20 protein-coding genes and 1 tRNA gene are annotated in these 24,354 nt (G+C 61.2%); 17 read left to right on the forward strand and 4 right to left on the reverse strand.

What is annotated here, in order from left to right; all coding sequences use genetic code 11:
• The first annotated feature begins 621 nt into the window (after window positions 1-621).
• Window positions 622-697: transfer RNA gene (locus ACN0S5_RS22660), tRNA-Trp, on the forward strand.
• A 119-nt stretch (window positions 698-816) separates the two neighbouring features.
• Here the strand turns inward: ACN0S5_RS22660 and ACN0S5_RS22665 are convergent.
• Window positions 817-1,236 carry a hypothetical protein gene (locus ACN0S5_RS22665; RefSeq protein ID WP_417211452.1) on the reverse strand — a complete coding sequence of 140 codons (420 nt, stop codon included), beginning with the start codon at window positions 1,234-1,236 and terminating at the stop codon, window positions 817-819.
• Between the two features lie 305 nt (window positions 1,237-1,541).
• Here ACN0S5_RS22665 and secE point away from each other — a divergent pair, with 305 nt between their 5' ends.
• The 12 genes from secE to ACN0S5_RS22725 all read left to right on the forward strand — a co-directional run bounded on the left by secE (window position 1,542) and on the right by ACN0S5_RS22725 (window position 18,628).
• Window positions 1,542-1,745 carry a preprotein translocase subunit SecE gene (secE, locus tag ACN0S5_RS22670; RefSeq protein ID WP_417211453.1) on the forward strand — a complete coding sequence of 68 codons (204 nt, stop codon included), beginning with the start codon at window positions 1,542-1,544 and terminating at the stop codon, window positions 1,743-1,745.
• Between the two features lie 151 nt (window positions 1,746-1,896).
• Window positions 1,897-2,430, forward strand: a complete 534-nt coding sequence (gene nusG / locus ACN0S5_RS22675) for a transcription termination/antitermination protein NusG (protein WP_323770821.1) — start codon at window positions 1,897-1,899, stop codon at window positions 2,428-2,430.
• A gap of 251 nt (window positions 2,431-2,681) precedes the next feature.
• Window positions 2,682-3,134: a 50S ribosomal protein L11 gene (gene rplK / locus ACN0S5_RS22680; RefSeq protein ID WP_094033641.1), complete on the forward strand. Its 453-nt coding sequence runs from the start codon at window positions 2,682-2,684 to the stop codon at window positions 3,132-3,134.
• 4 nt (window positions 3,135-3,138) lie between these two features.
• Window positions 3,139-3,837, forward strand: coding sequence for a 50S ribosomal protein L1 (gene rplA / locus ACN0S5_RS22685; RefSeq protein WP_417211454.1), 699 nt, complete (start codon window positions 3,139-3,141; stop codon window positions 3,835-3,837).
• Window positions 3,838-3,963: 126 nt separating this feature from the next.
• Window positions 3,964-4,464: a molybdopterin-dependent oxidoreductase gene (locus ACN0S5_RS22690; RefSeq protein ID WP_417211456.1), complete on the forward strand. Its 501-nt coding sequence runs from the start codon at window positions 3,964-3,966 to the stop codon at window positions 4,462-4,464.
• A 10-nt stretch (window positions 4,465-4,474) separates the two neighbouring features.
• A complete protein-coding gene (locus ACN0S5_RS22695) occupies window positions 4,475-6,307 on the forward strand; it encodes an ATP-binding protein (protein ID WP_417211457.1) in 1,833 nt (610 codons plus the stop codon).
• A gap of 28 nt (window positions 6,308-6,335) precedes the next feature.
• Complete coding sequence (locus ACN0S5_RS22700) at window positions 6,336-7,175, forward strand: DUF4105 domain-containing protein (RefSeq protein ID WP_417211458.1); 840 nt, start codon at window positions 6,336-6,338, stop codon at window positions 7,173-7,175.
• Window positions 7,176-7,481: 306 nt separating this feature from the next.
• Window positions 7,482-8,000 (forward strand): 50S ribosomal protein L10, encoded by a 519-nt coding sequence (rplJ, locus tag ACN0S5_RS22705; RefSeq protein ID WP_417211459.1) that lies wholly within the window; start codon window positions 7,482-7,484, stop codon window positions 7,998-8,000.
• A gap of 74 nt (window positions 8,001-8,074) precedes the next feature.
• A complete protein-coding gene (rplL, locus tag ACN0S5_RS22710) occupies window positions 8,075-8,455 on the forward strand; it encodes a 50S ribosomal protein L7/L12 (RefSeq protein WP_089279930.1) in 381 nt (126 codons plus the stop codon).
• A gap of 597 nt (window positions 8,456-9,052) precedes the next feature.
• On the forward strand, window positions 9,053-13,189 hold the full coding sequence (rpoB, locus tag ACN0S5_RS22715; RefSeq protein ID WP_417211467.1) for a DNA-directed RNA polymerase subunit beta: 4,137 nt from the start codon (window positions 9,053-9,055) through the stop codon (window positions 13,187-13,189).
• A 73-nt stretch (window positions 13,190-13,262) separates the two neighbouring features.
• A complete protein-coding gene (rpoC, locus tag ACN0S5_RS22720; protein WP_417211460.1) occupies window positions 13,263-17,513 on the forward strand; it encodes a DNA-directed RNA polymerase subunit beta' in 4,251 nt (1,416 codons plus the stop codon).
• 269 nt (window positions 17,514-17,782) lie between these two features.
• On the forward strand, window positions 17,783-18,628 hold the full coding sequence (locus ACN0S5_RS22725; protein ID WP_417211461.1) for a M48 family metalloprotease: 846 nt from the start codon (window positions 17,783-17,785) through the stop codon (window positions 18,626-18,628).
• 67 nt (window positions 18,629-18,695) lie between these two features.
• Here the strand turns inward: ACN0S5_RS22725 and ACN0S5_RS22730 are convergent, their stop codons facing one another.
• The 3 genes from ACN0S5_RS22730 to ACN0S5_RS22740 all read right to left on the reverse strand — a co-directional run bounded on the left by ACN0S5_RS22730 (window position 18,696) and on the right by ACN0S5_RS22740 (window position 20,759).
• Window positions 18,696-19,292 (reverse strand): ferric reductase-like transmembrane domain-containing protein, encoded by a 597-nt coding sequence (locus ACN0S5_RS22730; RefSeq protein WP_417211462.1) that lies wholly within the window; start codon window positions 19,290-19,292, stop codon window positions 18,696-18,698.
• A gap of 21 nt (window positions 19,293-19,313) precedes the next feature.
• Entirely contained in the window at window positions 19,314-19,802 is a 489-nt protein-coding gene (locus ACN0S5_RS22735) for a twin-arginine translocation pathway signal (RefSeq protein WP_417211463.1), read from the reverse strand.
• Between the two features lie 150 nt (window positions 19,803-19,952).
• A complete protein-coding gene (locus tag ACN0S5_RS22740; RefSeq protein ID WP_417211464.1) occupies window positions 19,953-20,759 on the reverse strand; it encodes a glycosyltransferase in 807 nt (268 codons plus the stop codon).
• A 366-nt stretch (window positions 20,760-21,125) separates the two neighbouring features.
• On the opposite strand from ACN0S5_RS22740, the gene rpsL reads away from it, so the two are divergent.
• The 4 genes from rpsL to ACN0S5_RS22760 all read left to right on the forward strand — a co-directional run.
• Window positions 21,126-21,497 (forward strand): 30S ribosomal protein S12, encoded by a 372-nt coding sequence (rpsL, locus tag ACN0S5_RS22745; RefSeq protein WP_005862801.1) that lies wholly within the window; start codon window positions 21,126-21,128, stop codon window positions 21,495-21,497.
• A 12-nt stretch (window positions 21,498-21,509) separates the two neighbouring features.
• Window positions 21,510-21,980, forward strand: a complete 471-nt coding sequence (gene rpsG / locus ACN0S5_RS22750) for a 30S ribosomal protein S7 (RefSeq protein WP_089279935.1) — start codon at window positions 21,510-21,512, stop codon at window positions 21,978-21,980.
• A 25-nt stretch (window positions 21,981-22,005) separates the two neighbouring features.
• Window positions 22,006-24,123: an elongation factor G gene (fusA, locus tag ACN0S5_RS22755; protein ID WP_417211465.1), complete on the forward strand. Its 2,118-nt coding sequence runs from the start codon at window positions 22,006-22,008 to the stop codon at window positions 24,121-24,123.
• A 106-nt stretch (window positions 24,124-24,229) separates the two neighbouring features.
• Window positions 24,230-24,354, forward strand: a 125-nt coding sequence (locus ACN0S5_RS22760; RefSeq protein WP_299930568.1) for a GTP-binding protein, incomplete at its 3' end; no start/stop codon positions are given.

A 24,354-nucleotide genomic window follows, 5' to 3' on the forward strand; every position in this document is an offset into this window, starting at 1 on the left:
GGGGACGATGTACTGCGCGTCACGGTCAACGGAAATCGAGGTCATGGCATGGGCGGAGCCAGCGAAGGCTGCGGTGGCGATGAGGGCGGAAGCGATAAGGGTTTTCATGTCGGTGTCCTTTTGGGTCTGGTTTGGTTTGGGACGGGTATGCCCCGGCTCGGTGTGTGCCGGGTTGTCCGTCCGACACCAAACAAACTGGGGGTGTTCCGGCGGTTTTAAACTCACAGGATGATCGCAATCACTCACGCCGATTTGTTATTGAAATTCATAAGGATAGACATGTGGCTGTGCGTTCTTGCACAGGGATGGTTCGGGTCAGGTTTTGCTGGTCTTGAGAGGGTCGAAACGGCTACGCCTTGCGTGACTGCGGCGCGCGAACCGGGATGATTTTTTCCGTTCACAAGAAAGTGCGGCGCGTGGAAATTGTCCCGCGGTGCCGGTTTGTTTCAGACCGCGCCCGAGGCCGTGAGGTGATGTGCCGAAACCTGTGATCAAGCGTGCGCAAATCCGTGAGACGATCGGTGGGACCGCGGGGGCAGGTCGCCACGAACCGTTCGCAAAATCCCCTGCTTTGACCTCTTGATTTCACCTGCGGGTTGGCGTACCCCACGGCACGGCCTTAGGGGTATAGCTCAGCTGGTAGAGCGACGGTCTCCAAAACCGTAGGTCGCGGGTTCGAACCCTGCTGCCCCTGCCAAAAAATCCAGACACGCGTTTTGCCCGCCATGCCGGGTGCAGTGCTCCGGGTATCCAGACACCGGACATGAAAAAGGGCCGCCCGAAGGCAGCCCCCTTTCTGTGATGTGCGGTCTGGTGTCAGTCAGCCATCAGGCTGCGCACCACCGTATCGACATCCGAATTGTCGCCGCTGTGAATTGCGGTTTGCAGGCGCTGGATGTCGATGTCGCTCAGGGCGGCAATGTCCAGCTCTGGCGCGTACAGATTGATCTCGGCACGCTCGGCTTCGGTCAGCCCTTCCTGAACTTCGACCTCAACCGACTCGATCGGCGTGAGGTTGTCCTCGGTCACGAGGGCGCGCATCTGCAAACCCTTTTCCGAAACGGACTCACCGCTGTTGGCGGTCAACATGAGCTGGGTGATCTGTTGCTCTGTCAGGGTTTCGATCTTGATCCGCGGCAGGAAGCTTTCGATCGTGCTGATCTCAAGCTGGGTCTGTGCCATGGCGGAGGTGCCGATGACGGCTGCGATTGCGGTGGCGGTCAGAAAGCGAGTCATGAGGATGGCTCCTTTGCTTCTGGTTTCACTTTGCCGTGGCGCGGTGCCTCGGCGGTTCTGTGGGGATAACGGGCTGCGGCGGCGGTTGTTCCCGGAAAAATCATTTTTTTACAGGTGGTTGGATAGATAATGAATCGCGGGCGCGTAACCCGGTGGCGGCGCGGCGGTTCCATCACAGTTGTCGGAAACCAGTCGCGTTTTGGTGAGAATCCGGCGGTATGGTCCGCGTCCGGGGGCGGGTCTTGTATTTGCGGGCGTCTGCGCGTATTTCCGGGCAAACGTCGATACGCACGGGAATTCACAGCATGGCAACCACCAATCCGCTTCAGTTCATCCAGCAGGTCCGGGCCGAAGTGGCCAAGATCGTCTGGCCGACACGGCGCGAGGTTTTCCTGACCACCATCATGGTGTTCATCATGGCCACGCTGACGGCGATCTTCTTCGCCCTTGTCGATCTGGGAATCCGGTCTGGTTTGCAGGCGTTGCTGTCGGCGATCGGCAACGGCTGACGCGGCGCGGTCCTGTCCGGTCTTGCCGCAGAAGCGCTTGCAATGCGGGACGAGGGCCGATAAGGACCACCGACACAGTTGGCGCGCGGTCTCGCGCGCCGATTTTCGTTTTGGGCAGGCCCGTGCGGGGCTGAAAGATCGAAGGTAGCACATGGCAAAGCGGTGGTATTCGGTAAGCGTTCTCTCGAACTTCGAGAAGAAGATTGCCGAACAGATCCGGACAGCGGTCGAAGAGCAAAGCCTCGAGGATCAGATCGACGAGGTTCTGGTCCCGACCGAAGAAGTGATCGAAGTGCGTCGCGGCAAGAAGGTGACGACCGAGCGTCGTTTCATGCCGGGGTATGTGCTGGTCCACATGGAAATGTCGGACCGGGGCTATCACCTTGTGAACTCGATCAACCGCGTCACCGGTTTTCTGGGTCCGCAGGGGCGCCCGATGCCGATGCGCGACGCCGAGGTCGAGGCGATCCTTGGCCGGGTTCAGGAAAACGAAGACCAGCCGCGTACGCTGATCCACTTTGAGATCGGTGAAAAGGTCAAGGTCACCGATGGCCCGTTCGAGGGCTTCGACGGCATGGTCGAGGGTGTGGACGAAGACAATGCGCGCCTGCGCGTGTCGGTGTCGATCTTTGGCCGTGAAACACCGGTGGAACTGGAATTTACCCAGGTCACAAAAGAGATCTGACGCAGTCGCACCCCGGTGTGGACGGACTGTTGGGGCGGGTGGCGAAAGCCGCGCGCCCTTTTCGTTTCGGGCGGCGCTGCGGGCGGTTGATCTTTGTTCGCAACTGGTCTATCCGCCAGAGCTTCATCGGGTCGCGCGAGTCGTGGCCCGTTTGATTGTGGGAGGCGAGGGCGTCGCGATGTCCGGACCTGACCACACCACAACTCTGCCCCTGCGACGCGTCAACGGGGTGATGGAACAGGAGATAGCCGATGGCAAAGAAGCTCGCCGGCAAGATGAAGCTGCAGATCCCTGCAGGCAAAGCCAACCCCTCGCCGCCCGTGGGCCCCGCCCTGGGTCAGCGCGGTATCAACATCATGGAATTCTGCAAGGCGTTCAACGCCAAGACGCAGGACATGGAGCCGGGCGCACCTTGCCCGACAGAGATTGTCTATTATCAGGACAAATCCTTCACCATGAACATCAAGACGCCGCCCGCGTCTTATTACCTGAAAAAAGCCGCCGGCCTGAAGCCCGTGGGCAAGCGGAACCGCCCCAAGGGCGCCGTGACCCCCGGCCGCGAGACCGTGGCAACGGTGACCGTGGCGCAGGTGCGTGAAATCGCCCAGGCCAAGATGAAAGACCTCTCGGCCAATGATGTCGAGGCGGCGATGCAGATCATCCTGGGCTCTGCCCGGTCGATGGGTATCGAGGTGAAAGGGTAAGATCATGGCAAAGCTCGGAAAACGCGCCAAGGCCGCCCGCGAAGCCTTCGCTGGCAAAGAAGATCTGACGGTCGAAGAGGCGGTCAGCCTCATCAAGGCGAACTCGAATACCAAGTTCGACGAGACCATCGAAATCGCCATGAACCTGGGTGTCGACCCGCGCCACGCGGACCAGATGGTCCGCGGCGTGGTTGGCCTGCCCAACGGCACCGGCAAGACCACCCGTGTTGCGGTGTTCGCCCGTGGCCCCAAGGCAGACGAAGCACAGGCCGCCGGGGCCGACATCGTCGGCGCCGAGGACCTGATGGAAGCCATCCAGGGCGGCACGATTGATTTCGACCGTTGCATCGCGACGCCGGACATGATGCCGATCGTCGGTCGTCTGGGCAAGATCCTGGGCCCGCGCAACCTGATGCCGAACCCCAAGGTCGGCACAGTGACCATGGACGTGGCGCAGGCTGTCACCGACGCCAAGGGCGGTCAGGTCCAGTTCAAGGCCGAGAAGGCCGGTGTGGTCCACGCAGGTGTCGGCAAGGTCTCTTTCGATGAGGCCAAGCTGGTCGAGAACATCCGCGCCTTTGTCGGTGCGGTGAGTGCGGCCAAACCTGCGGGCGCCAAAGGCACCTACATGAAAAAGATCGCTCTCAGCTCGACCATGGGTCCGGGCGTGACGGTCGATGTCCTGAACGCCACCGGCAACTGAGCCGACCGGCACAAGGATTGACGAAGGCGGGCCAGTGGTCCGCCTTTTTCATTTCTGCAAACGCCTCATTAACGGGGCTGTCGTAGGACCGTAGGGACATCGTTCGTCAACCGGATGGAGGTCCCGATGCCGATACTGCGTGTTTTGCTGGTTTTCCTGTTATCTGCCCTGTGGAGTTTGCCGTCGCTGGCGCTCGACGTGCCAAGAGGCTCCCCGATTCTGACCGTCAGCGGTGAAATCGACGTGACCAATGCCGACAGCCGGGCGATTTTTGATCGTGCGATGCTTGAGGCGCTCGATTGGCAGCAGATTGAGACTTACACACCGTTCACCGAGGGGCTTCAGCACTTTGCGGGTCCGACGCTTGCGTCGCTGCTAGAGGCGTTGGGCGTTGACGGGGGCCGGTTGCTGGCCACCGCGCTGAACGATTTCACGATCGATATTCCGGTGTCGGACGCGCGATTGCACAATGTGTTGCTGGCGCTCGATCACAACGGACAAGCGATGCGGCCGCGTGCAAAGGGGCCGATCTGGGTCATCTACCCTTCGGATTCGCCTGACGTGATCGACGATGAGCACGGGTCGCGGATGATTTGGCAATTGAATCGCATCCAGGTGCAGAAGTGAGGCAGGGGCGATGCTCCGTTGGCTGGGTGACAATGCGCGCGCTTTACGCGCGCTGACCGCGCTCTGCGCGGCCGTTGCGTTGGCGGTCCTGCTCTTTGTCTTTGAGCAGGCCCATGTCAAAAATCGCTCGAATGCGGTTCATATGGTGACGGCCGCTCTTTGGTCGATGAGCGAATTGCATTTCGAAAGCCAGCGGACGGTGTCCACGATCGAATCCTACTGGGCCGGACGGACAGACCTCACGGATGTCCGGCTGCGCTTTGATATCCTGTGGAGCAGGGTCGATGTCGCGGGCCGGGATTCCGAACGCATGGGGGTCTCGTTTGACACTATTCTCGACAACTATGTCGCCCTGTTGGAGGCCAATGATCCATTGATCTACGATGCGGCGCCGCCGGACCGTGGCAAGCTGGAACGCTTTGTCGATGACCTGTCGGAGCTCATTCTGGAATCCCGCCGCGTCTGGTCGATTACCTTCGGCATCCGCAACCCCATGGAACGGTTCGAGAATTCGCCGGCGGTGGAAGCCTATCAAACGCGCATCCAATTCGGCGCGTTTGTGCTGATCGCGATTTTGCTTGTCTATGTCATGGCCGAGGTCTTTTTCGCCAACCGGGGGCAGCGCATCGAGGCCGCTTTGCGGCGGGAAGCCGCAGACGCCAATGCGGCCAAGTCGCGTTTTCTGGCCAATGTCAGCCATGAAATCCGGACACCGCTGAACGGTATTCTGGGCATGGCCTCGGAGCTGTCGGAAACCAAGATGACCGCCGATCAGACCACCTGCCTGCGGGTGATCGAACAGTCGGGGGCGGTGCTGTTGGGGACCATCAACGATGTGCTGGACCTGTCGCGCATCGAGGCCGGACAGCTTGGCGTCGACGAACGCCCCTTTGTCCTGCGCGATCTCGTCGAGGCGGCCTGTGGCCTGTACAGTGCGCGGGCGCGCGAAAAGAACCTGTACCTGACGCTGGATATTCAGGAAAACCTGCCGCCGGTGCTGATAGGGGACGAAATCCGCATTCGGCAGGTGCTGCACAATCTGGTGGCCAATGCAGTGAAATTCACAAGAGACGGCGGCGTGAAGGTGCGGGTGCGACCGGATCTGGAACACCACCGTCTGGTGATCGCGGTGCACGACAGTGGCCCCGGCATCGACCGCGACGCACAGGCGCGTATCTTTGAACCATTCATGCAGGCGGATTCGAGCATCACGCGCCAACACGGCGGCAGCGGCTTGGGGCTGACGATTTCGCGCCAGTTGTGTCAGGCCATGGGGGGGGACCTGATGGTTGTCAGCAGGCCGGGGCATGGCGCGACGTTCTTTTGCGATTTGCCGCTGCGGACGGCGAACGCCGAAGAGGCCCGCAAGGTCCGGTCCAAGCCCGCAACGGTGCCGGTGCTGGCGGGGATGAGGATTCTCGTGGCCGACGACAACGCGACCAACCGCCTGATCCTGTCGCGGTTTCTGGCAAAAACGCAGGCAGAGCCTGTGTTCGCGGACACCGGTCAGGCGGCACTGGATATCATTCGCGACACCCCCTGCGAGGTGATCCTGATGGATGTCCAGATGCCGGTGATGGACGGGGTTGCCGCCACCAAAATCATCCGTGAGATGGAGCAGACCAATGGGGCAAAACCTGCGTTTATCGTCGCGGTCACGGCCAATGTCCTCAGTCATCAGGTGTCCAGCTATCGCTTGGTCGGAATGGACGAGGTGCTGAGCAAACCAGTGTCCAAACGCGATTTGCTGACCTTGCTGGGGCGAAAATTTCCAAACTGGAAGGCGCCCACCGCCACCCCCACCGCCGCATCCGACGCATCGGCGCGCGGTTCGTCTTCCTGATGGTCTGCGGATCGTCTAGACCAAGCGCATGAAACGCTTTTTGCTCTTGCTGCCCTTGCTCCTGATCGGCGGGCTTTACCTGAACTGGCGGCTGACCCCCGCCTCGCATGATCGCGACTGGCGTGACGATTACAGCCGCCTGCCACGGGTGTCGAAACTGGACGGGCTGTACCGCGTCGCCGACATTCGCGACTGGGACTATGCCTTGGATGGGGCTGTCGCCCGGCAAAGTTGGATCACCCGTGACATCGATCCTGACGCCCTTCAACAGGCGTATTTTCTGGTCGAACCCTTTGGCGCGGTGGATGCCATAGCGCATACGATGCTGTCTTTTTCCTTTGCGGATGGCTCTGCCTATGTTGCCTCGATCGAGGCGCGCCGCGAAAAGGGCGAGGCCTATAGCGCGCCCAAAGCGGCTGTGCTGCCGATCTTTGAGTACATGTTCGTCTGGACGACAGAGCGGGACATGTACGGCAACAGCGAATTTTACGCCGGTGATAAGCTGTACCTTTATCCACTGGCCATTCCGCTGGAGCAGCAAAAGGCGATCCTGCGGGCGATGCTGGATGAGACAGCCGACCTTCAGACCGCGCCGCGCTGGTACAATACCCTGTTCTCCAACTGCACAAATGTGCTGGCGCGCACGGTGAACAAGCTGGAGGCCGGGGCCGTGCCCTTGGATATCGCGTGGTTCTTGCCGGGCTACGCCGCCGCGTTCCTGTATGAGGAAAAGTTCCTGAAGCAGGCGGAATCGTTCGGGGCGGCCCGCGACGCGGCGCATATCTCACCCTTGATCCGCGACTTGTACCATATCGGGGATCCAGTCGCGTTTTCGCGGGCGTTGCGCGCCGCGCTTGACCGCAGTTGAGGTTTTTTTTGCTGCCGTGTCACGGCACCCTTGGCATCGCCCGCAAGAGTGATAAAGGAAGGACCTGCATGAAAGATGCGATTCGTCGCGTATGACATGCATTCGTCCGAGACGGTGGGTTGGCCTTGGCCTGTAAGTCCTGCCTGAGACGGGAAGAGACATCTTTGCGGAACGGTAACTGCCGTTCCCGACGGATCGGCCAAGGCCCCTCCGTGATGCGTCGACCCTTATTGGACATTCCGTCCGGGGCCATCCCCCGGGCAAAATGAGCCGGAGGGTCCGCCCTCCAACAACTGGAGTGAAACTGTGGATAGAGCTCAGAAAGAAAAGGTGGTCGAGGAACTCGGCCAGATCTTCGAAAGCTCTGGCGTCGTGGTGGTGGCCCGCTACGAAGGTCTCACGGTTGCCGAGATGACGGACCTGCGGGGGCGCGCAAGCGCCGCCGAAGCATCGGTCCGCGTCGCCAAGAACAGGCTCGCCAAGATCGCCCTTCAGGGCACGCCGTGCGAAAGCATCGGCGACCTGCTGGGTGGTATGACCGTTCTCGCCTTCTCCGAAGATCCCGTGGCTGCGGCCAAGGTCGTCGAAGATTTCGCCAAGGATAACAAGAAATTCGAAATCCTTGGCGGGAACATGGGCGGAACGGCTCTGGACCGGGCCGGTGTCGAGGCCGTGTCGAAAATGCCGTCGCGCGAGGAGCTTATTGCTTCGATCGTTGGCTGCATCGGCGCACCCGCTTCGAACATCGCCGGCGCAATTGGCGCACCTGCTTCGAACATCGCCTCCATTCTCTCGACCATCGAAGAGAAAGCGGAAGCGGCGTAAGGCACACCGAAACGACCCGCGTAGGGATATCTCCCTGACGTTGGAAAACACATCTAAACGGAAAGAGTCTCAAAATGGCTGATCTTAAAGCACTTGCAGAGCAAATCGTCGGTCTGACCCTGCTCGAAGCACAAGAACTGAAAACCATCCTCAAGGACGAGTACGGCATCGAGCCGGCAGCCGGTGGCGCCGTCATGATGGCTGGTCCCGCTGACGGCGCTGGCGCCGCAGCCGAGGAAGAAAAGACCGAGTTTGACGTGATCCTGAAAGCCGCTGGCGACAAGAAGATCAACGTCATCAAAGAAGTCCGCGGCATCACCGGCCTGGGCCTGAAAGAAGCCAAAGAGCTGGTCGAAGCCGGCGGCAAGGCTGTCAAAGAAGGCGTTTCCAAGGACGAAGCCGAGGAAATCAAGAAAAAGCTCGAAGCGGCTGGCGCCGAAGTCGAAGTCAAGTGATCGCCGGGAGGCGTTGCCTCCCCACGTATCATTGCAACGCCTCCGGGGTCTCCGGGGGCGTTTTGCGTCTGGCGCGCGTGGCGGTTTCGACGCGGTGTCATCCCTGTCGGATTGGTTGAGAATCATCCCAGCTTGACGATCGGGTCAGTTTTTGCCATTCTCGCGAGGTGTGGATTACGCAAAACCCCGTCGCGGGTCTTGCGTTCGCGTGCTTAACCGAATATTCGGAAGTCTCCTGCGGGGTCGAGCGATTCGAGTCCGCATTCGCTTTTGGTTTGACGAGGTGTCGACACGCAGCATTGAAATGTCAGCGCATCGTTCCCATCTCGCAAGGCTCCCCCGGACATCACGGAAACCGTAACGCGGGCGCTGGTTGGGCGGCACGATCTGACATGTCTGAAAACCGACCGTACCAGTCTTGGCAAGCCCCTCGGGTCAGAGGGGTTTTCCAAGGCAGGGCATACTGGATCGAGAGGTGCGTGGTGGGACGCGCGCCGAGAATGGATCCGATTGTCTGTCATCACTGACGCGCGCGATACCGTGGCCCCCGACGGTATGGACGTGCGGACAGAGAACATTGAAAGGGTGGCTCCACTCATGGCGCAAAGCTTCCTCGGTCAGAAACGCCTCCGTCGTTACTACGGCAAAATCCGTGAAGTCCTTGAAATGCCGAACCTCATCGAGGTTCAGAAGTCCAGCTACGAGCTGTTCCTGAAATCCGGCGACCAGCCTCAGCCGCTGGACGGCGAAGGCATCAAAGGTGTGTTCCAGTCGGTTTTCCCGATCAAGGATTTCAACGAAACGGCGGTCCTGGAGTTCGTGAACTACGAACTGGAAAAGCCCAAATACGACGTCGAAGAGTGCATGCAGCGCGATATGACCTACAGCGCCCCGCTGAAGGTCACCTTGCGTCTGATCGTGTTCGATATCGACGAGGACACCGGCGCGAAGTCGGTCAAGGACATCAAGGAACAGGACGTGTTCATGGGCGACATGCCCCTGATGACGCCCAACGGCACCTTTGTGGTGAACGGCACCGAGCGGGTCATCGTCTCTCAGATGCACCGCAGCCCCGGCGTGTTCTTTGATCACGACAAGGGCAAGACGCATTCCTCGGGCAAGCTGCTGTTTGCCTGCCGGATCATTCCCTATCGCGGGTCGTGGCTCGATTTCGAGTTCGACGCCAAGGACATCGTCTTTGCCCGTATCGACCGCCGCCGCAAACTGCCGGTGACAACCCTGCTCTATGCCCTCGGGCTGGATCAGGAAAGCATCATGGATGCGTATTACAACACCGTGAATTTTGAGTACCGCAAGGGCGAGGGCTGGGCGACCAAGTTCTTCCCCGAGCGTGTGCGCGGCACCCGTCCGACCTTTGATCTGGTCGACGCGGACAGCGGTGAAGTGATTGGCGAAGCAAGCAAGAAAGTCACCCCGCGCGCGGTCAAGAAGCTGATCGACGAAGGCAAGGTGAAGAACCTGCTGGTGCCGTTTGAGCATATCGTCGGCAAATACGTCTCCAAGGACATCATCAACGAAGAGACCGGCGCGATCTATGTCGAGGCCGGTGATGAGTTGACGTGGACCGTTGACAAGGACGGCGAGGTTTCCGGCGGCACGCTGAAAGAGCTGCTGGACGCGGGCGTGACCGAGATCCCGGTTCTGGACATCGACAACATCAACGTCGGTCCGTACATGCGCAACACCATGGCGGCGGACAAGAACCTTGGCCGCGATACCGCGCTGATGGACATCTACCGCGTCATGCGCCCGGGCGAGCCGCCCACCGTCGAGGCGGCCTCGGCCCTGTTCGACACGCTGTTCTTTGATGGCGAGCGGTATGACCTGTCCGCCGTTGGCCGCGTGAAGATGAACATGCGTCTGGCACTGGAAAAGCCCGATACCCAGCGCACGCTGGACCGCGAAGACATCGTTCAGTGCATCAAGGCGCTGGTCGAACTGCGCGACGGCAAGGGCGACATCGACGACATCGACCACCTCGGCAACCGCCGGGTGCGGTCCGTCGGCGAGTTGATGGAAAACCAGTACCGCGTCGGTCTGCTGCGCATGGAGCGCGCGATCAAGGAACGCATGTCGTCGGTCGAAATCGACACGGTGATGCCGCAGGACCTGATCAACGCGAAACCGGCCGCTGCCGCTGTGCGGGAATTCTTTGGTTCCAGCCAGTTGTCGCAGTTCATGGACCAGACCAACCCGCTGTCCGAGGTGACGCACAAGCGTCGTCTTTCGGCGCTTGGACCGGGCGGTCTGACGCGTGAGCGCGCGGGCTTTGAGGTGCGCGACGTTCACCCGACCCACTATGGCCGGATGTGCCCGATTGAAACGCCGGAAGGCCCGAACATCGGTCTGATCAACAGCCTCGCCACCTTTGCCCGCGTGAACAAATACGGCTTTATCGAAACGCCCTACCGGGTGGTCAAGGACCGCGTTGTCACCGACGAAGTGCACTACATGTCGGCGACAGAGGAAATGCGTCACACCGTGGCGCAGGCCAACGCAAAGCTGGACGAAAACGGCCGGTTCGAGAATGATCTGGTGTCGACGCGGAAATCCGGTGACTACACCCTGTCGCCGTCGGACAACGTGGATCTGATCGACGTCTCGCCGAAACAGCTGGTGTCTGTTGCGGCTTCGCTGATCCCGTTCCTTGAAAACGACGACGCCAACCGCGCCTTGATGGGCTCGAACATGCAGCGTCAGGCGGTTCCGACCCTGCGGGCCGAAGCTCCGCTGATCGGTACCGGTATCGAAGAGGTCGTTGCACGCGACTCCGGCGCGGCTGTCATGGCCAAGCGGGCCGGTATCATCGACCAGGTTGACGCGCAGCGGATCGTGATCCGGGCCACCGAGGATCTGGAACTGGGCGACGCGGGCGTTGACATCTACCGGATGCGCAAGTTCCAGCGTTCGAACCAGAACACCTGTATCAACCAGAAGCCTCTGGTGAAGGTGGGCGACACGGTTCTCAAGGGTGAGGTTATCGCAGACGGTCCGTCGACCGATCTGGGGGAACTGGCCTTGGGTAAAAACGTGATCGTCGCGTTCATGCCTTGGAACGGTTACAACTACGAGGACTCGATCCTGATCTCTGAGCGGATCGCCAAGGATGACGTGTTCACCTCTGTCCACATCGAGGAATTCGAAGTGGCGGCGCGCGACACCAAGCTTGGGCCCGAAGAGATCACGCGCGACATTCCGAACGTCGGCGAGGAAGCCCTGCGCAACCTCGACGAGGCGGGCATCGTCTACATCGGTGCCGACGTGGAGCCGGGCGATATTCTGGTGGGCAAGATCACGCCCAAGGGCGAAAGCCCGATGACCCCGGAAGAAAAGCTGCTGCGCGCCATCTTTGGCGAAAAGGCATCTGACGTGCGCGACACCTCGTTGCGGGTCAAGCCGGGTGACTATGGTACGGTCGTCGAAGTGCGTGTCTTCAACCGTCACGGCGTCGAAAAGGACGAACGTGCGTTGCAGATCGAGCGGGAAGAGATCGAGGCGCTGGCCCGTGACCGGGACGACGAACTCGCCATTCTCGACCGTAACATCTACGCGCGTCTGAATGGCATGATCCTTGGCAAGACCGCCGTGAAGGGTCCGAAAGGCGTCAAGGCGAACTCGGAAATCAACGAGGATCTGCTGAGCACTCTGACCCGTGGTCAGTGGTGGCAGCTTGCCCTTGCCGAGGAAGAAGACGCCAAACACGTCGAGGCCCTGCACGAGCAGTACGAGATCCAGAAGCGCGCGCTTGACGCACGGTTCGAGGACAAGGTCGAAAAGGTCCGCCGTGGCGACGATCTGCCTCCGGGCGTGATGAAGATGGTCAAGGTGTTCATCGCGGTGAAGCGCAAGCTTCAACCGGGTGACAAGATGGCCGGTCGTCACGGCAACAAGGGTGTGGTCAGCCGCGTGGTGCCGATGGAGGACATGCCGTTCCTTCGCGATGGTACGCCGGTCGACTTCTGCCTCAACCCGCTGGGTGTTCCGTCGCGGATGAACGTCGGTCAGATCCTTGAAACCCACATGGGCTGGGCCGCGCGCGGTCTGGGCATCGAGGTGGACGAGGCGCTGCAAGAGTACCGCCGGTCGGGTGATCTGACCCCGGTGCGCGAGGCGCTGCGGATCGCCTACGGCGATGAGGTCTATGAAGAAGGCCTTGCGCCGATGGGCGAAGACGACCTGATCGAGGCCGCAGGCAACGTCATCGGCGGTGTGCCGATTGCGACGCCGGTCTTTGACGGCGCCAAGGAAGCAGACGTGAACGACGCGCTGCGGCGTGCGGGCTTTGACGAGAGCGGCCAGTCCGATCTCTTTGACGGTCGCACCGGTGAGCAGTTCTCGCGTCAGGTGACGGTGGGTGTCAAATACCTGCTCAAGCTGCACCACCTTGTCGACGACAAGATCCACGCCCGTTCGACCGGACCCTACAGCCTCGTCACGCAGCAACCGCTGGGTGGTAAGGCGCAGTTCGGCGGTCAGCGTTTCGGGGAGATGGAGGTCTGGGCGCTGGAAGCTTACGGCGCGGCCTACACCTTGCAGGAAATGCTGACGGTGAAGTCGGACGACGTGGCAGGCCGGACCAAGGTCTACGAGAGCATCGTCAAAGGCGAAGACAACTTCGAGGCCGGCGTGCCGGAATCGTTCAACGTTCTCGTCAAAGAGGTCCGGGGTCTGGGCCTCAACATGGAACTCCTGGATGCGGAGGAGGACGAGTAAGGCCACCGCGCCTTGCTCCGGGGCGGTTCGCCGCCCCGCCTTCCCCGCTTCCCTCTGAATTTGTGAGGACTACATGAACCAGGAACTGACCAACAACCCGTTCAACCCCGTTGCACCGGTTAAAACCTTCGACGAGATCAAGGTCTCGCTGGCCTCCCCCGAACGGATCCTTTCGTGGTCCTTTGGTGAGATCAAGAAGCCGGAAACCATCAACTACCGCACGTTCAAGCCAGAGCGTGACGGCCTGTTCTGCGCGCGTATCTTTGGCCCGATCAAGGATTACGAATGCCTCTGCGGCAAATACAAGCGCATGAAATATCGCGGCGTTGTCTGCGAGAAATGCGGTGTCGAAGTCACGCTGCAAAAGGTCCGCCGCGAACGCATGGGCCACATCGAACTGGCCGCGCCCTGCGCCCACATCTGGTTCCTCAAGTCGCTGCCCTCGCGCATCGGCCTGATGCTGGACATGACGCTGCGCGATCTGGAACGCGTTCTGTACTTTGAAAACTACGTCGTCATCGAGCCGGGTCTGACCGACCTCGCTTACGGCCAGATGATGAACGAAGAAGAGTTCAACGACGCGCAGGACCAGTTCGGCGCGGACGCGTTTTCGGCCAATATCGGTGCTGAAGCGATCCGAGAGATGCTGGCCGCCATCGACCTTGAAGCCGAGGCAGAAAACCTGCGCGCGGACCTCAAGGAAGCGACCGGTGAACTGAAGCCCAAGAAGATCATCAAGCGTCTGAAGGTTGTGGAATCCTTCCTCGAGTCCGGTAACCGGCCCGAGTGGATGATCATGACCGTGATCCCGGTCATTCCGCCCGAACTGCGCCCGCTGGTGCCGCTGGACGGTGGCCGCTTTGCGACCTCTGACCTGAACGACCTGTATCGCCGGGTGATCAACCGGAACAACCGCCTCAAGCGGCTGATCGAACTGCGCGCGCCGGACATCATCGTCCGCAACGAAAAGCGGATGTTGCAGGAATCCGTTGACGCTCTGTTCGACAACGGTCGCCGTGGCCGCGTCATCACCGGCGCCAACAAGCGTCCGCTGAAATCGCTGTCCGACATGCTGAAAGGCAAGCAGGGTCGCTTCCGCCAGAACCTTTTGGGTAAGCGCGTCGACTTCTCCGGTCGTTCGGTCATTGTGACCGGCCCGGAACTGAAGCTGCACCAGTGCGGTCTGCCCAAGAAGATGGCGCTCGAACTGTTCAAGCCGTTCATCTATTCGCGGCTGGAGGCCAAGGGCCTGTCCAGCACCGTGAAACAGGCGAAGAAACTGGTCGAGAAAGAGCGCCCCGAAGTGTGGGACATCCTCGACGAGGTTATCCGTGAGCACCCGGTCCTTCTGAACCGCGCGCCGACGCTGCACCGTCTGGGCATTCAGGCGTTTGAGCCGATCCTGATCGAAGGCAAGGCCATCCAGTTGCACCCGCTGGTCTGCTCGGCCTTCAACGCCGACTTTGACGGCGACCAGATGGCCGTGCACGTCCCGCTGAGCCTTGAGGCCCAGTTGGAAGCGCGCGTTCTGATGATGTCGACGAACAACGTTCTGTCGCCCGCCAACGGCGCGCCGATCATCGTTCCTTCGCAGGATATGATCCTTGGCCTGTACTATGTGACCATCGCCCGCGACGGCATGGTTGGCGAAGGCATGGTGTTCTCCTCGCCCGAGGAAGTTGAGCACGCGCTCAACGCGGGGCAGGTTCACCTGCACGCCAAGATCAAATGCCGGGTCAAGCAGATCGACGAAGAAGGCAATGAGGTCTGGCAGCGGTTCGACTCGACACCCGGTCGCATTCGTCTGGGTGGCTTGCTGCCGCTGAATGCCAAGGCACCGTTCGAACTGGTCAACCGTCTGCTGCGCAAGGGCGACGTGCAGACCGTCATCGACACCGTCTACCGTTATTGCGGTCAGAAAGAGTCGGTCATCTTCTGCGACCAGATCATGCGTCTGGGCTTTGTCGAAGCGTTCAAGGCGGGCATTTCGTTCGGCAAGGACGACATGGTCATTCCCGACAACAAGTGGGAACTGGTCGACGAGACGCGCGATCAGGTGAAGGACTTTGAACAGCAGTACATGGACGGCCTGATCACTCAGGGCGAAAAGTACAACAAGGTCGTGGATGCCTGGTCGAAGTGTAACGACAAGGTCACCGAGGCGATGATGAACACCATCTCCGCCCGGCGTGAGGACGAGAACGGGGCCGAAATGGAACCGAACTCGGTCTACATGATGGCCCACTCCAAGGCCCGTGGCTCGGTCACGCAGATGAAACAGCTGGGCGCGATGCGCGGCCTGATGGCCAAGCCGAACGGCGACATCATCGAGACGCCGATCATCTCGAACTTCAAGGAAGGTCTGACCGTTCTTGAATACTTCAACTCGACGCACGGCGCCCGCAAGGGTCTGTCGGACACCGCTCTGAAGACGGCGAACTCGGGCTATCTGACCCGTCGACTGGTGGACGTGGCGCAGGACTGCATCATCCGCATGAACGACTGCGGCACCGATCGTGCGATCACCGCCGAGGCGGCGATCAATGACGGTGAAGTGGTCGCCACGCTGGGCGAGCGCATTCTGGGTCGTGTTGCGGCGGATGATCTGCTGCACCCCGAGACCGGCGAACTTCTGGTGCGCGAAGGCGAGTTGATCGACGAACGCACCGCCGATCTGGTCGAAGAGTCGGGCATGCAGACAGCGCGCATCCGCTCGCCGCTGACCTGTGAGGCCGAAGAGGGCGTTTGCGCCACCTGCTACGGGCGGGACCTTGCCCGCGGCACCAAGGTGAACACCGGCGAGGCCGTCGGCATCATCGCGGCGCAGTCGATCGGTGAACCCGGCACGCAGTTGACCATGCGGACCTTCCACATGGGCGGCGTTGCGCAGGGCTCGTCGCGCTCCTTCCTCGAAGCCAGCCAGAACGGTAAGATCGTCTTCGCCAATCCGGGCACGATCACCAACGCCGCGGGCGAACTGATCGTGATGAACCGGAACATGCAGGTTCTGATCATGAGCGATCAGGATGAAGAGATCGCATCCCACAAGATGGGTTACGGCTCCAAGCTGTTCGTGAAGGAAGGCCAGCAGGTCAAACGCGGCGACAAGCTGTACGAATGGGACCCCTACACCCTGCCGATCATCGCCGAGAAGGATGGTATCGCCAAACACGTGGACCTTGTGAACGGCCTCGCCGTGCGTGAGGAAACCGACGATGCCACCGGCATGACCCAGAAGATCGTGATCGACTGGCGGGCCGCGCCCAAGGGCAATGAGCTCAAGCCCGAGATCATCCTGATGGATGCCGACGGTGAACCGCTGCGCAACGATCAGGGCAACCCGATCAAATACACCATGTCGGTGGATGCGATCCTGTCCTGTGAAGACGGGCAGGAGGTCAAGGCCGGTGACGTTGTCGCGCGTATTCCGCGCGAAGGTGCCAAGACCAAGGACATCACCGGTGGTCTGCCGCGTGTGGCCGAACTGTTCGAGGCGCGGCGTCCGAAGGATCACGCGATCATTGCGGAAATCGACGGCTACGTGCGCTTTGGCAAGGACTACAAGAACAAGCGTCGGATCACGATTGAACCGACGGACGAAAGCCTTGAGCCCAAGGAGTACATGATCCCCAAGGGCAAGCACATCCCGGTCGCCGAAGGGGATTTCATCCAGAAGGGTGATTACATCATGGACGGCAACCCCGCCCCCCACGACATCCTGTCGATCATGGGGATCGAGGCTCTGGCCAACTACATGATCGACGAGGTGCAGGACGTCTATCGTCTGCAAGGCGTGAAGATCAACGACAAGCACGTCGAGGTCATCGTCCGTCAGATGCTTCAGAAATGGGAGATCCAGGACTCTGGGGATACCACGCTGCTGAAGGGTGAGCACGTCGACAAGATGGAGTTCGACGAGGCCAACGCCAAAGCCGAGAAAAAGGGCGGCCGTCCTGCCAAGGGCGAACCGATCCTGCTGGGCATCACCAAGGCGTCGTTGCAGACGCGGTCCTTTATCTCTGCCGCCTCCTTCCAGGAGACGACACGGGTGCTGACCGAGGCGTCGGTGCAGGGCAAGAAGGACACGCTGATCGGTCTCAAGGAGAACGTCATCGTGGGCCGTCTGATCCCGGCGGGCACCGGTGGTGCGACCCAGAAGGTGCGCAAGATCGCTCAGGATCGCGACAACGTCGTGATCGAGGCGCGTCGCGAAGAGGCCGAGGCGGCCGCCGCGCTGGCGGCTCCGGTCAAGGCCGATGAGGATGTGGTCGGTGGCGACGAGTTCGACACCCTGATCGTGGACACTCCCGAGAGCCGCGAATAAGCGCCTCTTGATCTGAAAAATGGGAAAGCCCGCCTCTGGAAAGAGGCGGGCTTTTTCGTGTCTGGTGGGGCTGTCCACGCGTGGACAGCTTGCCACGTGTTTAAAATCAATGCGTTACAGAGGCGAATTTACAATCTGTTAAGGAGCGACCGCAGCAGGGCGCTCTGTAATCGCGCGGATGCAGCGGCGAGGAGAGGTGGAAAATAATGGCTCGGATACCGCGCATTCGGGTGTTTATCGCCGCCCCCCGGCTTGCTAGGAGGTTGCCCATGCCCAAAAGATTTATCCGCAGATTTTTGCTGCCCTTCACCCTTTTGTTCCTGACCGCCTGCGGCACGAACTATACCCTGCCCGACGTGTCGGCCACGTCGGATGCCACCGCGAAACGGCTGTTTGCCGAGGAGCGGCAACGCCCTGTTGCCACAGTCAAGATGTCGCCGGACAAAGCCTTGCGCCAGTTTGTCCGCGTGGCGAAACGGATCGAGCCTGTGGCGGAACGGTTCTGCCGTCAGGAAACGGCGGAAAAGAAGGGCTTTGATTGTGATGTCCAGATCCTGATTGACGAGGGGACGGCGGAACGCAACGCCTATCAGTCCTATGCCAAGGATGGGACGCCGATCATCACGTTCACGCCGTTGATGATCCTCGACGCGCGCAACGAGGATGAGATTGCCTTTATCCTTGGTCATGAATTTGGCCATCACATTGGTCAACACATCAAAAAGGGCCAGCAACAGGCGGCGGTGGGCGGCCTGATCCTTGGCGGGTTGATGGCTGCCGCTCAGGCGCAAAGCGCGGGCACGCCGTATTATGATGCCAATGCCGCGCAGCAGGGCATCGAAGACGCGGTCGGGTTGGGCTACGCGCTTGGGAACCGGGCATTCAGTCAGCAGTACGAACTGGAGTCCGACGTGATTGGCACGATTATTGCCCGCTCTGCGGGGTTCGATCCGGTGAAGGGCGCGCGCTATTTTGCCCGGCCCGAACCGGTACGCCGGGCGGATGGCAAGCTGTCATTCTGGGGGACACACCCGCCGGATGAAAAGCGGCTTGCCGTTGTGATCGAGGCGGCTGCCGCGCTGGAGCGTGGCGAAGGCATTCGCCGAAAGAAATGAACGGCCAAGGCTCCCCGCACAGGCAGGGGACGTCGGCGGCATTAAGTGGCGTGGGGGCGCCCCCGGATCACCGCCCGCGCGCGCCGCGCAGGTCCGCGATGACTGCCAGCGTCGCCACCAGAACCAGCGCGCAGAGGGCCAGTTTGGACAGCGGCTCCATCGTGCCCTCGATCAGCAGGGCGTGCAGCACGGTGCCCAGAACAATGACCGCGCCAAGGGTGGTGTGGACCGCCCGCCACATGCGGTAGGGCAGGCGCCATCGTCGCCGCCCCAATGCCATGACAGCGGTGGCGAAGATCGCCCACATGGCCACCACGCCGAACGGGGAAAACGGGGTGGGTGAGCGGAACAGCAGGGCGTCGATCACGTCGGGCGGGCTGGTGAGCCAGAGGCTCGCGACATGCAACACAACAGACATCACCAGCAGACCGCCAGTGATGCGGTGGACCTGCCGCCCGCGCCGCAAGGGCAGGCCGGGCAGTTTGCCGCCCGCCAGCAGCGGTTGCAGCAGGATCAGGCCAAGCCCCAGCACCCCGGCAAACCCGGCGACGATGTAGACCGGATGTCGCCATGCCAGCAGGGGGCTTTGCGCCGCCAGATAGGCCGGACCGCCAAGGGCCAGCCCCAGCGCGACCCAGATCAGCGGCGCGCGCAGCCGGTGCATCTGTCCGATCTCCGGGGCGGCTCAGGCCGGTTGCAGGACAAAATGCGCCTCTAGGCTGGTGTCACGGGCGCTGGACATGACGGGCCGCAGGAACACGGTTTCAAAGTCGCCGCTGTCATAGGCCAGATGGCCATGCGGCTGCCCGAAGGCCGGGATGATCTGCGGCATCTCCAGCCGGAACACCCCGTTCGCATCGGTCAGCGTGGCCCCGTGGCTGTGCGGGTCGCGTTCATGTCCTTCGGTGGTATGCGCCCAGATCTGGATGCGTTGGCCGGGCAGCGGAGCCCCATCCCCGGCGCGCCGCACGGTGCCGGTCATCCAGAACCCGCCGCTGCCGATACGGTCAACGATGGTCGCGCCGCGCAGGTAATTATTGGCCCCGCCGCGCATGGACCGGGTGGGTGTCAGGCCTTGGGCAAGGGCGGGCCGCAGCAGTCCGGAGGTGCCCGTGGCCAGCACGGCACCGCCGGTGGCAAGAAGGGCGCGGCGGGTGAACGGACGTTTCGTCATGCGGAGTCATCCTTTGTCACTTGGGAAACCACGGCGCGTGTCAGCGCCACCACTCCGTTAAGTCTAGTGCCTATCCGATGGCCGACCAATACACCCCACCCCAGCGCGCGAGAAAGTGACCGCCCCAAGCCACTGGAGCCGCCCCTAGGGTCAGGTGTTGGCGAAGACCCGCCGGACGTGATCGGCGTCGATGGCAAAGCGGGCTTTGACATCGGCCTCCCCGGCGGCGTCAAGCCGGGGCAGGGACACCGGTTTCACATGCTTTTTCTGCCGCGAGTCGTTGTGGTCATTATGACCGCGCAGATACATGACCGGCTGGGTAAAGGTGACGGTCGGCATGTGCTGATTGATCTTGTAGTGTCCGAAATTCATGATCGTCTGCCGTGCGCCCGCGCGCACGGCCACGGCCTGTGCGACCCCCCAGTAGGGTGTGACCTGCACCTCGGCCGCCAGCCCCTGCGCGTCGGGGCGGCCGACATAACCCCGGTTCCAGTCAAAGCCGACCAGCCGGTGCTTGGCCAGCAGCGGCGCGCAATCCTGCGCGGCCTGCCGCAGGTGGGCGACGAAATCCACCGCAACGGCGTCATCGTCATCGTGGCGGAATTGCAGGCAGGGTTGATCCATGTCGCGGACCGCGTTGATCACGTCCTGACAGACCTTGCGATGGGGACCGGGCGCGCGGGCCACAACCATGGCCTGCGGGACATCGCGGGTCAGGTCCAGCAGGCGTTCCAGCCATGGCTCTGGCATGGCCTCTCCGACGAGGATCACAAAGATGAAATCGGGGTCTGTCTGGGCCTTCAGACCGGGCAGGCAGAGGCATTCGAAATGGCGAAACCGCTCGGCGATCCGGGCGGGGTCATAGAGATAGGCAATGCGCGCATCAAGGCTGTTGTGCTCGACCTGAAAGCCGCCCTCGGCGGGGTAGGAAAATCGGCAGAAACCGATGACTTGCATGCCCGTTCCCTTTGTGCGAAGCCGCTGCACTTGCATGGCATTGCCGGGCTTGGGGGGCAACCCCGGTGGCCTGTTGACATGCCCCGCGACTCCCCCTATACGCCCGCTAATCCGCTGTGGAAATTCCACTGGCGGCCTTACATAGCCAAGCGGTCACGATCCGGGTTAACCGCCCCGATCCTCTGGACACCCACCGCGTCGTTCCCGTGAACAGGGGAACGCAGCGGTTTTTTGCGTCTTTTCCTGCTTTGCAGGGTGGTGGCGCGCTGAGACGGAGCCCGGCTTTGCGCAGGGTGCCACGAACTGAAACTCCGCACGGGAAGGCCCGTGCAGCACATTTGTGAGAAGCACGGGGATATAACCGGAATGCCCACGATCCAACAGCTGATCCGCAAGCCGCGGCAGCCCAAAGTCAAGCGCTCGAAGTCGCAGCACCTCGAGCAGTGCCCGCAAAAGCGCGGTGTCTGCACCCGTGTGTACACCACCACGCCGAAGAAGCCGAACTCGGCCATGCGTAAGGTGGCCAAGGTGCGCCTGACCAATGGCTACGAAGTGATCAGCTATATTCCGGGTGAGAGCCACAACTTGCAGGAGCACTCGGTCGTTCTGATCCGCGGTGGTCGTGTAAAAGACCTTCCCGGCGTGCGTTACCACATCCTGCGCGGTGTTCTCGACACCCAGGGCGTCAAGGACCGCAAGCAGCGTCGTTCGAAATACGGCGCCAAGCGTCCGAAGTAAGAGGATTACAACATGTCTCGTCGTCACGCCGCAGAGAAGCGCGAAGTCCTGCCCGACGCCAAGTATGGTGACCGGGTTCTGACAAAATTCATGAACAACCTGATGTACGACGGCAAGAAATCTGCCGCCGAACGCATCGTTTACAATGCGCTTGACCGCGTCGAAGCAAAGGTCAAGCGCGCCCCGGTGGAGATCTTCCACGAGGCGCTGGACAACATCAAGCCGTCGGTCGAGGTTCGCTCGCGCCGCGTTGGTGGTGCCACCTACCAGGTTCCGGTCGAAGTGCGCCCCGAGCGCCGTGAGGCCCTTGCGATCCGCTGGCTGATCAACGCCTCGCGCGCCCGCAACGAAAACACCATGGAAGAGCGCCTTGCAGGTGAGCTGATCGACGCGGTGCAATCGCGCGGGTCCGCCGTCAAGAAGCGCGAAGACACCCACAAGATGGCCGACGCCAACAAAGCGTTCAGCCATTACCGCTGGTAAACACTTCTTCTGAGGACAAGGCCCCATGGCACGCGATTACCCTCTCGAACGGTACCGGAACTTCGGTATCATGGCGCACATCGATGCAGGTAAAACCACCTGCTCGGAGCGGATTCTGTTCTACACCGGCAAGTCGCACAACATCGGCGAAGTGCACGATGGCGCTGCGACCATGGACTGGATGGAGCAGGAGCAGGAGCGCGGGATCACCATCACTTCGGCTGCGACGACCACCTTCTGGGAGCGCACCGAGAATGGCACCGAGCCCGACAGCCCCAAGCACCGCCTGAACATCATCGACACCCCCGGACACGTTGACTTCACCATCGAAGTCGAGCGTTCGCTGGCGGTTCTCGACGGTGCCGTGGCCGTTCTGGACGCCAACGCCGGCGTCGAGCCGCAGACCGAAACCGTGTGGCGTCAGGCTGACCGCTACAAGGTTCCGCGGATCGTGTTCGTCAACAAGATGGACAAGATCGGCGCGGACTTCTTCAACTGCGTCCACATGATCGAAGACCGCACCGGCGCGCGCGCCGTTCCCGTCGGTATTCCGATCGGTGCCGAGACCGAGCTGGAAGGCCTGCTTGACCTCGTGACCATGGAAGAGTGGCTGTGGCAGGGCGACGATCTGGGGGCATCCTGGGTCAAGGCTCCGATCCGCGAAAGCCTTCAGGACATGGCGGACGAGTGGCGCGGCAAGATGATCGAGGCCGCCGTCGAAGAAGACGACGACGCGATGGAAGCCTATCTCGAAGGCGAAGAGCCCGACGTCCCGACGCTGCGCAAGCTGCTGCGCAAGGGCACGCTGGCGATGCATTTCGTGCCGGTTCTGGGGGGCTCTGCCTTCAAGAACAAAGGCGTGCAGTCGCTGCTCAACGCCGTGATCGACTATCTGCCCAGCCCGCTGGACGTGGTCGACTACATGGGCTTCTCGCCGGACGACGAGACCGAAGAGCGCAACATCCCGCGCCGCGCGGATGACAACATGCCGTTCGCCGGTCTGGCGTTCAAGATCATGAACGACCCCTTTGTCGGCTCGCTGACGTTCACCCGGATCTATTCCGGCAAGATGAACAAGGGCGACTCGATCCTGAACTCGACCAAAGGCAAGAAAGAGCGCATCGGTCGTATGATGATGATGCACTCCAACAACCGCGAAGAGATCGAAGAGGCGTTTGCCGGCGACATCATCGCGCTGGCGGGTCTGAAGGACACCACCACGGGTGACACCCTGTGTGACGCGAAAGAGCCGGTGGTTCTGGAAACCATGACCTTCCCCGATCCGGTCATCGAGATCGCGGTTGAGCCCAAGACCAAGGGCGACCAGGAAAAGATGTCGGCGGGTCTGGCCCGTCTGGCAGCAGAAGACCCCTCCTTCCGCGTCGAAACGGATATCGAATCCGGCCAGACCATCATGAAGGGCATGGGCGAACTTCACCTGGACATCCTGGTTGACCGTCTCAAGCGGGAATTCAAGGTCGAGGCCAACATCGGTGCGCCGCAGGTGGCCTACCGTGAGACCATCGGTCACGAAGTCGAACATACCTACACCCACAAGAAACAGTCGGGTGGTTCGGGTCAGTTCGCCGAAGTGAAGATGATCATCTCTCCGACAGAGCCGGGCGAAGGTTATTCGTTCGAATCCAAGATCGTGGGCGGTTCCATTCCCAAGGAATACATCCCCGGTGTGGAAAAGGGCGTGAAATCGGTTATGGACAGCGGTCCCTTGGCTGGCTTCCCCGTCATCGACTTCAAGGTCTCGCTGATCGACGGCAAGTTCCACGACGTTGACTCCAGCGTTCTGGCGTTCGAGATCGCGGCACGTATGTGCATGCGTGAAGGTATGCGCAAAGCGGGTGCCAAGCTGCTGGAACCGATGATGAAGGTCGAAGTGATCACACCAGAAGAATACACCGGTGGTATCATCGGCGACCTGACCTCGCGTCGCGGTCAGGTGTCGGGTCAGGAGCCTCGCGGCAACGCCGTTGCCATCGATGCCTTTGTTCCGCTGGCCAACATGTTCGGCTACATCAACACGCTGCGGTCGATGTCCTCTGGCCGGGCGAACTTCTCGATGCAGTTCGACCACTACGATCCGGTTCCGCAGAACATCTCGGACGAGATCCAATCGAAATACGCATAAGCCGGGTGGCGGTTTCGGCGGGGTAACCCGCCGAGGAAATCCGCCCTACCCACCACCGTAGGGTGGGGTTTGACCCCACCATCCGAAACGAAGAAGGAGCCTACCTATGGGTAAGGAAAAGTTTGAACGCGGCAAGCCGCACTGCAACATCGGCACGATCGGTCACGTTGACCACGGCAAGACGACGCTGACGGCGGCGATCACCAAGTACTTCGGTGACTTCAAGGCGTA

The sequence above is a fragment of the Antarctobacter sp. genome (assembly GCF_048262615.1).
In the GTDB taxonomy this organism is placed as follows: Bacteria; Pseudomonadota; Alphaproteobacteria; order Rhodobacterales; family Rhodobacteraceae; genus Antarctobacter.